We start from the raw sequence: 13,874 nt of genomic DNA, 5'->3' as shown, positions 1-13,874 counted from the left end.
GGAGGTGTCCCGATGAAACTTCATGAGTTGAAACCAGCAGAAGGATCACGTAAAACTCGTAATCGTGTTGGACGTGGTACAGGATCTGGTAACGGTAAAACAGCTGGTAAAGGTCATAAAGGACAAAACGCTCGTTCTGGTGGTGGAGTACGTCCAGGATTCGAAGGTGGTCAAACTCCTTTGTTCCGTCGTTTACCAAAACGTGGATTTACAAACATCAACCGTAAGGATTACGCAATTGTTAACCTTGAGACTCTTAATCGCTTTGAAGAAGGTACTGAGGTTACTCCAGAATTATTACTTGAAACAGGTATTGTTAGCAATGTAAAATCTGGTGTGAAAATCCTAGGTAACGGACAGTTAGAGAAAAAACTTACTGTAAAAGCTAACAAATTCTCTGCTTCAGCTAAAGAAGCTATTGAAAATGCTGGCGGTACAGCTGAGGTGATCTAATGTTAAAAACAATCTCCAATTTTATGCGCGTGGGTGATATTAGAAATAAAATTATATTCACCCTTTTAATGTTAGTAGTATTTCGTATTGGGACGTTCATTCCTGTGCCGAATGTTAATGCAGAAGTGCTTAAAGCACAGGATGAACTAAATGTATTCGGAATCTTAAACACATTCGGTGGCGGTGCATTATTTAATTTCTCAATCCTAGCGATGGGGATTATGCCATATATCACTGCATCAATTATCGTTCAACTTCTTCAAATGGATGTTGTTCCGAAATTCACTGAATGGTCTAAACAAGGTGATGTTGGGCGACGTAAGCTTGCTCAATTTACAAGATATTTTACGATAATATTAGGTTTTATCCAGGCGTTAGGTATGTCCTATGGGTTTAATGCTCAGTCAGGCGGTGCCTTAATTGAGAATCCCGGAATCGGCACATACTTGTTAATTGCGATTGTATTAACAGCTGGAACAGCATTTTTAATGTGGTTAGGGGAGCAAATTACCTCTAAAGGTGTTGGGAATGGTATTTCCGTTCTTATCTTTGCAGGGATTGTCGCGGGTATCCCATCTACATTGAATCAAATATATGCACAACAATTCGAAAATGCAGGGGATCAATTGTTTATTCGTATAATTACAGTTGTTATCCTTGTATTAGCAATATTAGCAGTAGTAGTAGGGGTTATTTTTATCCAACAAGCACTTCGTAAGATTCCAATTCAATACGCTAAGCGATCTGGTAACAATATGGCTGGTGGTCAAACGACTCATCTTCCATTAAAGGTTAACCCTGCTGGCGTTATTCCTGTAATCTTTGCTGTGTCGTTCGTCATTACACCTCCAACGATTGCTTCGTTTTTCGGTCCTAATGATGTAACGGAATGGATTCAAAAAATCTTTGATTATACTCAACCAATCGGTATGATTATCTACATTGCGTTAATTATTGCATTTGCATATTTCTACACATTTGTTCAAGTTAATCCTGAGCAAATGGCTGATAACTTGAAGAAACAAGGTGGCTATATACCTGGTATTCGTCCAGGTAAGAGCACGCAGGAATACGTTACAAAGGTATTATATCGTCTTACTTTTGTTGGTTCTATTTTCTTAGCAGCAATAGCTGTTCTTCCTGTTTTCTTCATTAAATTTGCTAACTTACCTGATTCTGCACAAATTGGTGGAACTAGCTTGTTAATCGTAGTAGGGGTAGCCCTTGAAACGATGAAACAACTAGAAAGTCAGTTAGTGAAGAGACATTATAAAGGTTTTATTAAATAATGGGGATATGGGAGCTACTTCCCATGCCCTTTAAACAGAGACTGAGGGGGAAATACAAGTGAATTTAGTATTGATGGGCCTTCCAGGTGCTGGAAAGGGTACTCAGGCTGAACGTATTGTCGAAAAGTACGACATCCCTCATATCTCAACAGGAGATATGTTCAGAGCTGCTATGAAAGAAGAAACAGAACTAGGTTTACAAGCAAAATCTTTTATTGATAAAGGTGAACTTGTACCAGATGAAGTAACTATAGGTATCGTTCGTGAACGTTTAGGGAAGAATGATTGCCAAAAAGGTTTTCTTCTTGATGGGTTTCCAAGAACTGTTGCTCAAGCTGAAGCGCTTGAGGGAATTCTAGCAGAGCTTAACAAACAGATTGATTACGTAATTAACATCGATGTAAATAAAGATATCTTAATGGAGCGTTTAACGGGTCGCCGCATCTGTAAATCATGTGGTGCTACTTATCATCTAGTATTTAACCCACCTGCTAATGAAGGCAAGTGTGATAAATGTGGTGGTGAGCTTTACCAACGTGCTGATGACAATGAAGAAACGGTTGCAAACCGTTTAGAGGTTAACCTTAAACAAACCGAACCTTTATTGAACTTTTATAACGAAAAAGGTTATTTAAGAAATATAAATGGTGAACAAGATATTAATGATGTGTTTGTTGACGTTAATCAGCTGCTTGGAGGATTAGTGCATGATCGTTTGTAAGACTCAGCGTGAACTCGAAATTATGCGAGAAGCTGGTCGAATCGTTGCTCTGACACACCAAGAGTTGCAAAAGTTCATACAACCTGGTATAACAACAAAAGAATTGGATTCCATAGCTGAAAAGTTTATCCGTGGATATGATGCAATTCCGTCCTTTAAAGGGTATAATGGTTTCCGCGGGAGTATTTGTGCTTCCGTAAATGAAGAACTCGTTCATGGAATACCTGGAGATCGTGTATTGCGTGAAGGAGATATAATTAGCATCGATATCGGTGCAAAGTATAATGGTTATCATGGAGATTCTGCTTGGACTTATGCAGTTGGCAACATATCTGATGAGACGAGAAGACTTTTAGAGGTAACAGAAGAGTCTTTATATAGAGGTCTTAAAGAAGCGAAGCCAGGTGATAGACTTTCAAATATTTCTCATGCGATCCAAACTTATGTTGAAGAACATCAGTTTTCTGTCGTTAGAGAGTATGTCGGTCACGGCGTAGGTCAAGAATTACATGAAGATCCGCAAATTCCTCATTATGGTCCACCTAATAAAGGCCCAAGGCTAAAGCCCGGAATGGTATTAGCGATTGAACCTATGGTAAATGCGGGTACCCGTTATGTTAAGACATTGGCTGATAATTGGACAGTTGTTACGGTTGATGGGAAAATGTGTGCTCATTTTGAACATACTATCGCTATTACCGAAACAGGCTATGAAATCCTAACAAAAGCCTAATTGAAGGTGACATTGCTTGAACGAACCTAATTCGATTCCATACATTAGTCAAATGTTCTAAACAAAGACTTATGTAATATTGATGGGAAATTTCGGATGACATTTCGTTTAAATACTGAAGGAGAATGGGCGTCATTTCAATCTCTCCAGTAAGAAGAATGTTCATCATCTAGATTTTTTATCCTAAGTATCTCCGGAAGTTCAGAACAGTATAATGGAAACAGGTCGTGCGACAAAATGAGATGTAGTTTTCATAATTGTCAATGAGCAAGTTACTGATTTTGAGAAGGGAGAACAGTTCAATGGCGAAAGACGATGTAATTGAAGTTGAAGGAACTGTCGTTGAAACATTGCCTAATGCAATGTTCAAGGTAGAACTTGAGAACGGTCATACGGTTTTGGCGCATGTATCTGGAAAGATTCGCATGCATTTCATTCGTATTTTACCTGGAGACAAAGTAACGGTAGAATTATCTCCATATGATTTAACACGTGGTAGAATAACTTACCGTTTTAAATAATTAGCACTCCGTACTATTAAGGAGGTATTAGAATCATGAAAGTCAGACCATCTGTTAAACCGATTTGTGAGAAATGTAAAGTCATTCGCAGAAAAGGCAAAGTCATGGTTATTTGTGAGAATCCTAAACATAAGCAAAAACAAGGTTAATTATTAAGGAGGTGCAAGCTTAATGGCTCGTATTGCAGGTGTTGATATTCCTCGCGACAAACGTGTTGTGATTTCTTTAACATATATTTTTGGTATTGGACGTTCTACTGCTCAAAAAGTTTTAGCTGAAGCTGGAGTTTCTGAAGATACTCGTGTACGTGATTTAACTGAAGAAGAATTAGGAAAAATTCGTGATGTAATCGATAAGCTTAAAGTTGAAGGGGATCTTCGTCGTGAAGTTTCACTTAACATTAAGCGTCTAATTGAAATTGGTTCATTCCGTGGTATCCGCCACCGTCGTGGATTACCAGTTCGTGGACAAAATACGAAAAACAATGCTCGTACACGTAAAGGACCACGTCGTACTGTAGCAAACAAGAAGAAATAAGGTAAAGGAGGTTAACCAATAATGGCACGTAAAACAAACACTCGTAAACGTCGTGTGAAAAAGAATATTGAGAGTGGAGTTGCTCATATTCGTTCAACTTTTAACAACACGATTGTTACAATTACTGACACTCATGGTAATGCAATTTCATGGTCAAGTGCAGGTGCGTTAGGCTTTAGAGGTTCTCGTAAATCTACTCCTTTCGCTGCACAAATGGCTGCTGAAACAGCAGCAAAAGCATCTATGGAACATGGTTTAAAAACTCTTGAGGTTACAGTTAAAGGACCAGGTGCTGGTCGTGAAGCTGCAATTCGTTCATTACAAGCTGCAGGTTTAGAAGTAACTGCAATTAGAGACGTTACACCAGTTCCTCATAACGGATGCCGTCCACCAAAACGTCGTCGTGTATAAATTTTCTGTATAGATTTTGTATCCCTGTCAATAATGGGTTATGATACAGTATATAAGTTCTAACAGAATCACTTTGTTGTTGTGCACATTCGGGAACTTTTGAATGGGGAATTTCGGTTAGACATTTTAACATGTTAGTCTAGCCGGGGTTTCGACGTTTTGAAGGAGGGTTTATAGATGATAGAAATTGAAAAACCAAAAATCGAAACGGTTGAAATCAGCGATGATGCCAAATACGGTAAATTCGTCGTCGAGCCACTTGAGCGTGGATATGGTACAACTTTGGGTAACTCCTTACGTCGTATTCTTTTATCCTCACTCCCTGGTGCCGCTGTAACATCGATCCAAATAGATGGCGTACTTCATGAGTTTTCAACGATCGAAGGTGTTGTTGAAGATGTTACTTCGATTATCTTAAACATTAAAAAACTTGCTCTTAAAATCTATTCAGATGAAGAAAAGACGCTTGAAATTGATGTTCAAGGCGAAGGTAGTGTAACCGCATCGGATATTACTCATGATAGTGATGTGGAAATTTTAAATCCAGATCTTCATATCGCAACTCTTGCATCAGATGCTAGCTTTAGAATGAGACTAACAGCTAAGCGTGGACGTGGATACACTCCAGCTGATTCAAACAAGAGAGAAGATCAGCCAATTGGTGTCATTCCAATTGATTCGATTTACACTCCTGTTTCACGTGTTTCCTACCAAGTAGAAAAAACACGTGTAGGTCAAGTTGCTAATTATGATAAATTAACGCTTGATGTCTGGACTGATGGTAGCACTGGACCAAAAGAGGCGATCGCTTTAGGTTCAAAGATCCTTACTGAACACTTAAATATTTTTGTTGGTCTTACTGATGAGGCTCAAAATGCAGAAATTATGGTGGAAAAAGAAGAGGATCAAAAAGAAAAAGTTCTTGAGATGACGATTGAAGAATTAGACTTATCTGTTCGTTCCTATAACTGTTTAAAACGTGCTGGTATTAATACTGTACAAGAGCTTGCTCATAAAACAGAGGAAGATATGATGAAGGTTCGTAATTTAGGTCGTAAATCTCTTGAAGAAGTTAAGGCAAAGCTAGAAGAACTAGGATTAGGTCTTCGAAAAGACGACTAGTTAGAAAGTTAACTAGCGTTTTCGTATGTTTCAATAGACAATTTGTTTCTTAGTAGAAACAATAAAAACATACATTAAGAACGAAGGAGGGGACATCTGATGTCATACAGAAAATTAGGCCGTACAAGTGCTCAACGTAAAGCGATGCTTCGTGATTTAACTACTGATTTAATCATCAGTGAGCGTATTGAAACAACTGAAGCTCGTGCTAAAGAATTACGTTCAGTTGTTGAAAAGATGATCACTTTAGGAAAGCGCGGAGATCTTCATGCTCGCCGTCAAGCAGCTTCTTATGTACGTAATGAAGTTGCAGAGGTTGTAACTGTTACAACTGAAGAAGGTAAGGAAAAAGATAAACCTAAATATGCTTTAGAAAAGCTATTCAGTGATATCGCTCCACGCTATGAAGAGCGTCAAGGCGGATATACTCGTATCATGAAACTTGGACCACGTCGTGGAGACGGTGCTCCAATGGTTATCATTGAATTAGTTTAATTTACATTATTTACTCTCAAGGGCGTGACAGTTGTTAAACTGGTTCAATGCCCTTTTTTTATAGGTGCTTTGTTGTGAATTAATAAAGTGTCTTAATTATAGCGCCTAGCGACTAATAAACTTCACAATCCTCTTTACGATAAGCGAGCAGCGAATCACTTAAGATCTTCGTGTTTCCTTATCATGGATTGCTCTTATTTTTACGTCGCTGAGAAAGGCGCTAACAACTTTAGAGGTGTCTAGCTATAGCGCCCTAGTGACTAGTAACTTAACAATCCCTTATGAGACTAAACGGGTTTTGGATATGTTTACAATCTCATATGGATTGTCCTTCTTTCTAAATCGTTACAAAGCAAAGGCGCTCATGCTTTTTTAATTGGAGACTAGGAGAGACGAGCGATGGGTCAAACAATCATAGATGTGAAAGATGTAACATTTCATTATCATCAGGAAGCAACTCCCGCATTAAGCAATGTATCATTTCAGGTGAAACAAGGTGAATGGCTAGCCATTGTTGGACATAATGGTTCTGGTAAATCAACCTTAGCTCGGATTTTAAATGGATTATATATTCCGAGTACCGGTAGTGTTCATGTATGTGGCATCCAGCTTTCAGAAGAGACGATATGGGACATTCGAAAGCAGGTCGGAATGGTTTTTCAAAACCCAGATAATCAGTTTGTTGGATCAACAGTAAAAGATGATGTTGCTTTTGGACTTGAGAATAATGCAATTCCGCGTGAAGAAATGAATAGACGGATTGAATGGGCGACGAAAAGGGTTAAAATGGATGGTTTCCTCGATCGAGAACCACATCATCTTTCAGGGGGTCAAAAACAAAGGGTAGCAATTGCGGGTGTTCTAGCTGTCCAACCTACTATCATTATTTTAGATGAAGCAACTTCGATGTTAGATCCTATAGGTAGAAATGAAGTGATTGAAACTGTTCGTGAGTTAAAGAATCAAAGCTCATTAACGGTCATATCAATTACACACGATTTAGAAGAGGCATCAAAGGCTGACAGAATCATTGTGATGAACGGTGGAAAAAAGTTTGTAGAAGGAACACCTGAAGAAGTCTTTCTTTTGGATGACAAACTTGTAGAAATTGGACTAGATTTACCATTCCCTTTTCAGTTAAGTAAAAAACTAAAAGAGGCTGGCATTCCAATTCAAAAACATCATCTTACAGAGGAAGGCTTGGTGAATGAGTTATGGACATTACGATCAAAGATCTAGAACATCGCTACCAAGCTAGAACTCCTTTTGAAAGATTAGCTCTATACGATGTGAATTTAACAGTAAAAAAGGGAACATATCTATCGATCATCGGACATACAGGTTCAGGGAAGTCAACGATTCTTCAGCATTTAAATGGACTGCTAAAGCCTACGAAGGGATCAATTCAGATAGGAGACTATTTGATTGAGGCTGGTAAGAAGCAAAAGCAGCTAAAGGTTGTTAGGAGTCTAGTCGGGATAGTTTTTCAATTTCCTGAGCATCAGCTTTTTGAGGAAACGGTTGAAAAGGATATTGCCTTCGGACCAATGAATTTTGGTATGAGTGAGGAAGAAGCGCTAGCAAAAGCTAGAGAAACATTAGAGCTAGTTGGATTACCTGAAGCGATCCTTAAAAAATCCCCCTTTGACTTAAGTGGAGGGCAAATGCGCAGGGTTGCTATTGCCGGCGTGCTAGCGATGGGACCAGAAGTTCTCGTTTTAGATGAACCAACTGCTGGATTGGATCCAAAAGGGAGAAAAGAGATGATGGAATTATTCTATCGTCTTTACAAGGAACATCACTTAACCATTATCCTCGTAACACATAGTATGGAGGATGCGGCAACATACTCTGATGAAATTATCGTTATGCATAAAGGGACGATTGAGATGAAGGGAACGCCGAAGGAAATATTTCAGAAGGCAGATAAATTAATCTCATTAGGTCTCGACCTACCAGAAACTGTGAAGTTCCAGCATAAGTTAATTGAAAAGGGAATGGAAATTAGAGATACCGCCCTCACAATGGATGATATTGTTACGCAAATAAAGGCCTCTTTGAAGGAAGGTGGACCTTTATGATGGATAGCATTATCATTGGAAAATATGTCCCTGGGAATTCTGTTATTCACAAACAGGACCCCCGTTCAAAGCTGCTAATGATTTTTCTTTTTGTTTTTATTGTCTTCCTAGCAAATAACTTTATTACTTATTTATGTCTCGGTCTTTTTACTATCATTATTGTTCTTTTAACGAAGCTGCCTTTCCGGTTTTTGCTAAGAGGTCTAAAGCCGGTATTATGGATTATCCTGTTTACTTTTATTTTGCATATTCTTGTGACAAAGGAAGGGAGAGTATTGCTAGATTTAGGTTTTTTCCGTCTACATGAGGAAGGGCTTAAGCAAGGGTTTTTTATTTCTCTCCGTTTTTTGTATTTAATCGTGATGACAACGATATTGACATTAACAACAACACCGATTGAAATTACAGACGGCATGGAAAGCTTACTAGCTCCATTAAAGAAGCTGAAATTCCCGGTACATGAGCTAGCTCTAATGATGTCTATCTCGTTAAGGTTTATTCCAACGTTATTAGAAGAAACGGATAAAATATTAAAGGCACAGATGGCCAGGGGAGTAGATTTTACTAGCGGCCCAATAAAGGACCGTATAAAGGCAGTTGTCCCGTTGCTAGTCCCTCTCTTTATAAGTGCGTTTAAACGTGCTGAGGAGCTCGCTACGGCGATGGAGGCAAGGGGTTATAGAGGTGGAGAAGGAAGAACAAAACTAAGGCTGTTGAAATGGGGCTACAAAGACACGATATTATTAATAGCCCTTCTTGCTTTAGGAATATGTTTATTTTATTTACGGACATAGGAGCAGATGATGAGAATAAAATGTATTGTTTCTTATGACGGCACTCAGTTTCATGGCTATCAAATTCAACCGATGAAAAGAACAGTTCAACAGGAAATTGAATCGGCTTTGACAAAGCTTCATAAGGGACAAAATGTTAAAATCTATGCTTCTGGAAGAACAGATGCTGGAGTGCATGCTGTTGGGCAAGTTTTCCATTTTGATACAAAGATGAACATTCCAGAGGAAAAATGGCCATATGCACTCAATCGCTATCTACCAGAAGATATTGTACTTCAGGAAGCAAAATATGTTCCAAGTGACTTTCATGCAAGATATGATACAACTGCAAAAGAATACCGATATATCATTAGTCAAAGAGAAATAATCGATGTATTCAAAAGAAATTACAGCTATCATTTTCCATTTAGACTGGATTTAACGGCCATTAGGCGGGCATGTACGCATTTATGTGGTACACATGATTTTACAAGCTTCTGTGCGGCTAAAACAGAAGTCGAAGATAAAGTGAGAACCATCTATTCGATTCAAGTAATAGAGGAAGGCACTGACATTATTTTTAGTTTTAAAGGAAATGGTTTTTTGTATAATATGGTAAGAATTTTAGTTGGTACTTTGCTAAATGTTGGACAAGGTTTAACTGACCCTGATAGTATTCCTTCAATCATTGAAGGACGTGACAGAAGCTTAAGTGGCAAGACTGTTCCGGGGCATGGATTATATTTATGGAAAGTTTACTATGACAACTAAACCAGGTGTAACATTTTCTTGACATTATAGGTTATACGTTATATTATATTTGATGGTATGTATTTCAACCCCACGTATAAGCCCCGGAAACTTATCGTGTTATGAAATAGAATAGGAACCATAAAAAATAGTTATCAATTTAGGAGGGAATATCATGCGTACAACGTTTATGGCAAACGCTGGAAATATCGAACGTAAATGGTACGTAGTAGATGCAGCTGGCAAGACTTTAGGTCGTCTTTCAAGTGAAATCGCATCTATCTTACGTGGTAAGCATAAACCAACATATACACCACACGTTGACACTGGTGATCACGTAATCATCATCAATGCTGAGAAAATTGAATTAACAGGTAAAAAATTAACTGACAAAATTTATTACCGTCATAGTATGTACCCAGGTGGTTTAAAAACTAGAACTGCTTTGGAAATGCGCACAAACTATCCTGAAAAAATGCTTGAATTAGCAATCAAAGGTATGCTTCCAAAAGGTTCATTAGGACGTCAAATGGCGAAAAAATTACACGTATATGCTGGTAGCGAACATCCACACCAAGCACAACAACCAGAAGTTTACGAACTTCGCGGATAATATTAAAGGAGGTTATTAATTTGGCACAGGTTCAATATTACGGTACTGGTCGTCGTAAAAGCTCTGTAGCACGTGTACGTTTAGTACCAGGCGAAGGCCGTATCGTTGTAAATAATCGCGATGTAAAAGATTACATCCCATCAGCTGCTTTAATCGAAGATATTAAACAACCATTAAACTTAACTGAAACTGCAGGTAGCTACGATGTTCTTGTAAATGTTTCAGGTGGTGGATATGCAGGCCAAGCAGGCGCTATCCGTCACGGTATCTCTCGTGCTTTATTAGAAGCAGATCCAGAATACCGTGCATCACTTAAACGTGCAGGTTTATTAACTCGTGACGCTCGTATGAAAGAACGTAAAAAATACGGTCTTAAAGGCGCTCGTCGTGCACCTCAATTCTCAAAACGTTAATTACTGGCGTTTCAAAGACTCTTTTCACTTATGTGGAAAGGGTCTTTTTTATGTTTAAACGTGCTTTTGACCACATTTGACAGCTAATTATTATAGCTTGATAAATTATGAAATTTTGAAGCGGTTTGCTTTTTAAGGGTATTGGTTAGCATTCGTTACTCTAGCGCTCAGATATACGGTGAACATACTATCGAGACAGCAATTATTGACACTATTAATATTTATAGCGAATCCAAATTAAACAAACCAAAAAGATGTTGATTTGTCAGTGAATTTTAATTCGGATAAATGGGAAAGCACATTTTCTACTCAATAACAAAATCTCCCTGTTTTTCTAGTTTAGGTAAATTGGGCTTTTTTATCGGTAACAATACCCATCTACTCTACATAATTTGTTGAGGAGTATTCGAAGTATTTAATCAAAGTTTCAACCCGAGAATACAGTTCTTTTTCGATTTAACTTGGATGTTTCCGTTTTAAGTTGCTGCACCCTTTGTTAATTTGTTTGAGGAGGAAAAGAAAGTGAATAATTTCCAAAATGAACTTCAAATGTTGAATGTTGGCGATTTCCATGCGACTCAGGCAGTCCCTTGGGATCCTAATCAGTATTATACTGATGAGGATCGACAATTCACTGGTTTGGGATTTGGTTTTGGTCGGTGCTTTAGTTGTTTTAGTTGTTTTAGCTGTTTTAACTGCTTTAGATGCTTTAACTGCTTTAACTGCTTTAGTTGTTTTCGTTGCTCAAATTGCTCCAGATGCGGAGGAGGTGGCCGTTGCGGAGGTGGCGGTCGCTGCGGAGGTGGAGGCAGCTACTAAGTTAGTTAATCGTTTAATGTTCTATTTGAGAAGGCCCCCTGCATTGTTGCAGGGGGTCTTCTCAAATGAGATAAGACATAACGGACAAATTGCTGTACATACGATGGTAGTGACAGTGATATTGAACATTTATGGACACAAAGGGTAAGGAGGAGAGAGATGGAAAATTTGAACCCTTCGATGCGTCTGAAAGTAAAAAGGGATACGTTTTATCTCCCTGAACCAAACAGAGGTGTGTATTTTCGAAACAACTTAAGTTCATTCCGTATAGAAGGAAGTGGGATCGATCAGTGGGTTGAAAAGTTGTTACCGATGTTCAATGGGGAACATACGTTAGGATATTTGACTAATGGATTGCCTGACCTATACCGGAATCGGGTATATGAAATTGCGAAGGTGCTGTATGCGAATGGATATGTTCGAGATTTAAGCCAGGATCTTCCGCATCAATTGTCGGATTATCATCTTAGAAAGTATGCATCACAAATTGAATTTGTGGACAATTTAGTTGGTTCTGGGGCGGCTCGTTTTCAAGTTTTTCGTCAGGCTAAGGTGCTGGCAGTGGGTTCTGGCCCTATTTTAAATTCATTGGTTTCTTCGTTGATTGAATCCGGTTTGACTGAGGTCCATGTGCTAATCACAGACGAGGTTCCGACTAATAGAAAGAGGTTAAAAGAAATCGTGGAACATGCACGAAAAATAGATCCAGAGGTTGATTTTAAGGAGGTTGTGCAAAAGAAAGAAAGTTGGCAAGAAATAGTGAGGCCTTTTGACTCAATTGTATATGTAAGTCAGAAGGGGGAACTGGAAGAACTTAGAAAAATCCATACGGCTTGCAGGGAAGAGAAGAAAATGTTTCTCCCTGCAATATGCCTGCAGCAGATAGGTTTAGCAGGTCCATTAGTTCGACCAGATTCCGAGGTGTGTTGGGAGACAGCATGGCGTCGTTTGCATCATTCTGTTATCAATAAAAACGAGGAATTCCCTGCCTTCTCTGCTACTCCAGGATCGTTGTTAGCCAATGTTATTGTATTTGAATTGTTTAAAGAGTTTACAGGAGTCTTGGGATTGGAACAGAAGAATAGGATGTTTCTTCTGGATTTGATCACTTTGGAGGGAAACTGGCATTCGATTTTGCCTCATCCACTAGTAACAAACAGTATATCTGCTGAATGGGTTGAAGATGTAGAAAACCGTCTCCAAGTAGGCTTAGAGAAAGTGGAGCCAAGTAAATTACTTCTTTATTTCAACAAGTTAACATCAGCGGAATCGGGAATCTTCCATATATGGGAGGAGGAAGATTTAAAGCAGCTTCCGTTAGCTCAGTGCCGCATTCAGGCAGTCGACCCTTTATCGGAGGGACCAGCTGAGTTGATGCAAGACATTGTTTGTTCAGGTTTGACTCATGAGGAAGCGCGAAGAGAAGCAGGCTTAACTGGGATTGAAATGTATGTTTCGCGAATGGTCAGTCTGATTGTTAATACCCTGCCATTAAATAAAAATGTGGATGGAAGTTTAGTGGTACCTGATGAAATTGTAGGGGTTGGAGCTGGTGAATCGTTTGTGGAAGCTGTTGGCCGTGGGTTGCAAAAGTGTTTGGCGGAGGAACTTAGCAAGCAATTACTTAATCAGAACTATTCTGTTTCTCGAGTAAATTTGCATTTTATAGAAGACGAGAGATGTCGGTTCTATTTAAAGGCACTGACTACGATGCAGGGCGCACCAATTATCGGAACAGGAAAGGAAGTATTCGGTTTACCTGTCGTATGGGTAGGTACGAAAGATGGATGGTATGGCAGTGTCGATTTAAATATAACAATGGCGTTACGGAAGGCATTGCAGTATGCGCTTATGAAAGTGCAAAACAAATCGGATATTTCTAATGAGCTAGCCTGTGGACTAACATCCGTACTTTTGGAAGAGAAGATGACGGTTAGTCTTAACATTCCTATGTGTGAAGAGAGGATTGAAGTCGACATTCTACAAGGGGCCATGGAAATATTGAAACGGAATGGAAAACGGGTCTTAATATTCGAATTAGAGATTGAACCTATTTTTAAAGAGCAACTAGACGGAGTGTTTGGTGTTTTGCTGCGAGAGGAGGATTCACATTGAGTTCCTTCGTGTTGATTGTCGGAGAAGG

18 protein-coding genes are annotated in these 13,874 nt (G+C 38.9%); all 18 read left to right on the top strand.

The features are described from left to right. Positions 1-12: 12 nt before the first annotated feature. The 18 genes from rplO (at position 13) to HU235_RS00470 (ending at position 13,846) form a co-directional block, all read left to right on the top strand. On the top strand, positions 13-453 hold the full coding sequence (rplO, locus tag HU235_RS00555) for a 50S ribosomal protein L15 (protein WP_095301373.1): 441 nt from the start codon (positions 13-15) through the stop codon (positions 451-453). Further along, entirely contained in the window at positions 453-1,742 is a 1,290-nt protein-coding gene (secY, locus tag HU235_RS00550; RefSeq protein WP_095301374.1) for a preprotein translocase subunit SecY, read from the top strand. The genes rplO and secY overlap by 1 nt, the downstream gene beginning before the upstream one ends. 58 nt (positions 1,743-1,800) lie before the next feature. Beyond that, positions 1,801-2,463: an adenylate kinase gene (locus tag HU235_RS00545; protein WP_095301375.1), complete on the top strand. Its 663-nt coding sequence runs from the start codon at positions 1,801-1,803 to the stop codon at positions 2,461-2,463. Next, positions 2,450-3,196 (top strand): type I methionyl aminopeptidase, encoded by a 747-nt coding sequence (map, locus tag HU235_RS00540; protein ID WP_174879082.1) that lies wholly within the window; start codon positions 2,450-2,452, stop codon positions 3,194-3,196. Before HU235_RS00545 ends, map begins: the two co-directional genes overlap by 14 nt. Positions 3,197-3,498: 302 nt before the next feature. Beyond that, a complete protein-coding gene (infA, locus tag HU235_RS00535; protein ID WP_003348578.1) occupies positions 3,499-3,717 on the top strand; it encodes a translation initiation factor IF-1 in 219 nt (72 codons plus the stop codon). A gap of 35 nt (positions 3,718-3,752) precedes the next feature. Then, on the top strand, positions 3,753-3,866 hold the full coding sequence (gene rpmJ, locus HU235_RS00530) for a 50S ribosomal protein L36 (RefSeq protein ID WP_003156543.1): 114 nt from the start codon (positions 3,753-3,755) through the stop codon (positions 3,864-3,866). A gap of 22 nt (positions 3,867-3,888) precedes the next feature. After that, positions 3,889-4,254 (top strand): 30S ribosomal protein S13, encoded by a 366-nt coding sequence (gene rpsM, locus HU235_RS00525; RefSeq protein WP_026561242.1) that lies wholly within the window; start codon positions 3,889-3,891, stop codon positions 4,252-4,254. Positions 4,255-4,275: 21 nt separating this feature from the next. Further along, a complete protein-coding gene (gene rpsK, locus HU235_RS00520; protein WP_095301377.1) occupies positions 4,276-4,665 on the top strand; it encodes a 30S ribosomal protein S11 in 390 nt (129 codons plus the stop codon). Positions 4,666-4,842: 177 nt separating this feature from the next. Continuing rightward, complete coding sequence (locus HU235_RS00515) at positions 4,843-5,787, top strand: DNA-directed RNA polymerase subunit alpha (RefSeq protein ID WP_072581439.1); 945 nt, start codon at positions 4,843-4,845, stop codon at positions 5,785-5,787. 99 nt (positions 5,788-5,886) lie between these two features. Next, positions 5,887-6,282, top strand: a complete 396-nt coding sequence (rplQ, locus tag HU235_RS00510; protein ID WP_095301378.1) for a 50S ribosomal protein L17 — start codon at positions 5,887-5,889, stop codon at positions 6,280-6,282. A 399-nt stretch (positions 6,283-6,681) separates the two neighbouring features. Next, positions 6,682-7,521, top strand: a complete 840-nt coding sequence (locus tag HU235_RS00505; RefSeq protein ID WP_174879081.1) for an energy-coupling factor ABC transporter ATP-binding protein — start codon at positions 6,682-6,684, stop codon at positions 7,519-7,521. Continuing rightward, the gene (locus tag HU235_RS00500) at positions 7,497-8,363 is read left to right on the top strand and encodes an energy-coupling factor ABC transporter ATP-binding protein (protein ID WP_174879080.1); all 867 of its coding nucleotides are present in this window, start codon (positions 7,497-7,499) and stop codon (positions 8,361-8,363) included. Before HU235_RS00505 ends, HU235_RS00500 begins: the two co-directional genes overlap by 25 nt. Further along, on the top strand, positions 8,360-9,157 hold the full coding sequence (locus HU235_RS00495; protein ID WP_095301381.1) for an energy-coupling factor transporter transmembrane component T family protein: 798 nt from the start codon (positions 8,360-8,362) through the stop codon (positions 9,155-9,157). Before HU235_RS00500 ends, HU235_RS00495 begins: the two co-directional genes overlap by 4 nt. A gap of 6 nt (positions 9,158-9,163) precedes the next feature. After that, positions 9,164-9,907, top strand: a complete 744-nt coding sequence (gene truA / locus HU235_RS00490; protein ID WP_174879079.1) for a tRNA pseudouridine(38-40) synthase TruA — start codon at positions 9,164-9,166, stop codon at positions 9,905-9,907. 154 nt (positions 9,908-10,061) lie between these two features. Further along, on the top strand, positions 10,062-10,499 hold the full coding sequence (rplM, locus tag HU235_RS00485; protein ID WP_095301383.1) for a 50S ribosomal protein L13: 438 nt from the start codon (positions 10,062-10,064) through the stop codon (positions 10,497-10,499). 20 nt (positions 10,500-10,519) lie between these two features. Beyond that, a complete protein-coding gene (gene rpsI / locus HU235_RS00480) occupies positions 10,520-10,912 on the top strand; it encodes a 30S ribosomal protein S9 (protein WP_095301384.1) in 393 nt (130 codons plus the stop codon). Between the two features lie 549 nt (positions 10,913-11,461). Further along, a complete protein-coding gene (locus HU235_RS00475) occupies positions 11,462-11,731 on the top strand; it encodes a heterocycloanthracin/sonorensin family bacteriocin (protein WP_233452102.1) in 270 nt (89 codons plus the stop codon). A gap of 159 nt (positions 11,732-11,890) precedes the next feature. Then, positions 11,891-13,846 (top strand): putative thiazole-containing bacteriocin maturation protein, encoded by a 1,956-nt coding sequence (locus HU235_RS00470; RefSeq protein ID WP_174879077.1) that lies wholly within the window; start codon positions 11,891-11,893, stop codon positions 13,844-13,846. Positions 13,847-13,874: the final 28 nt, after the last annotated feature.

Origin of the sequence: Metabacillus niabensis (assembly GCF_902829255.1) — a bacterium.
Taxonomy (GTDB): domain Bacteria; phylum Bacillota; class Bacilli; order Bacillales; family Bacillaceae; genus Metabacillus; species Metabacillus niabensis.
Note: the sequence above shows the minus strand (reverse complement) of the source record. Positions and strands in the feature narration are given on the sequence as shown.

Excerpts from the sequence above, each read along its gene's own strand:
- rplO (WP_095301373.1), top strand. The coding sequence starts at position 13 with ATGAAACTTCATGAGTTGAAACCAGCAGAAGGATCACGTAAAACTCGT.
- rpsM (WP_026561242.1), top strand. The coding sequence starts at position 3,889 with ATGGCTCGTATTGCAGGTGTTGATATTCCTCGCGACAAACGTGTTGTG.
- infA (WP_003348578.1), top strand. The coding sequence starts at position 3,499 with ATGGCGAAAGACGATGTAATTGAAGTTGAAGGAACTGTCGTTGAAACA.
- HU235_RS00470 (WP_174879077.1), top strand. The coding sequence starts at position 11,891 with ATGGAAAATTTGAACCCTTCGATGCGTCTGAAAGTAAAAAGGGATACG.
- HU235_RS00475 (WP_233452102.1), top strand. The coding sequence starts at position 11,462 with ATGTTGAATGTTGGCGATTTCCATGCGACTCAGGCAGTCCCTTGGGAT.
- rpmJ (WP_003156543.1), top strand. The coding sequence starts at position 3,753 with ATGAAAGTCAGACCATCTGTTAAACCGATTTGTGAGAAATGTAAAGTC.
- rplM (WP_095301383.1), top strand. The coding sequence starts at position 10,062 with ATGCGTACAACGTTTATGGCAAACGCTGGAAATATCGAACGTAAATGG.
- truA (WP_174879079.1), top strand. The coding sequence starts at position 9,164 with ATGATGAGAATAAAATGTATTGTTTCTTATGACGGCACTCAGTTTCAT.
- HU235_RS00495 (WP_095301381.1), top strand. The coding sequence starts at position 8,360 with ATGATGGATAGCATTATCATTGGAAAATATGTCCCTGGGAATTCTGTT.
- HU235_RS00500 (WP_174879080.1), top strand. The coding sequence starts at position 7,497 with ATGGACATTACGATCAAAGATCTAGAACATCGCTACCAAGCTAGAACT.
- HU235_RS00515 (WP_072581439.1), top strand. The coding sequence starts at position 4,843 with ATGATAGAAATTGAAAAACCAAAAATCGAAACGGTTGAAATCAGCGAT.
- rplQ (WP_095301378.1), top strand. The coding sequence starts at position 5,887 with ATGTCATACAGAAAATTAGGCCGTACAAGTGCTCAACGTAAAGCGATG.
- map (WP_174879082.1), top strand. The coding sequence starts at position 2,450 with ATGATCGTTTGTAAGACTCAGCGTGAACTCGAAATTATGCGAGAAGCT.
- rpsK (WP_095301377.1), top strand. The coding sequence starts at position 4,276 with ATGGCACGTAAAACAAACACTCGTAAACGTCGTGTGAAAAAGAATATT.
- secY (WP_095301374.1), top strand. The coding sequence starts at position 453 with ATGTTAAAAACAATCTCCAATTTTATGCGCGTGGGTGATATTAGAAAT.
- HU235_RS00505 (WP_174879081.1), top strand. The coding sequence starts at position 6,682 with ATGGGTCAAACAATCATAGATGTGAAAGATGTAACATTTCATTATCAT.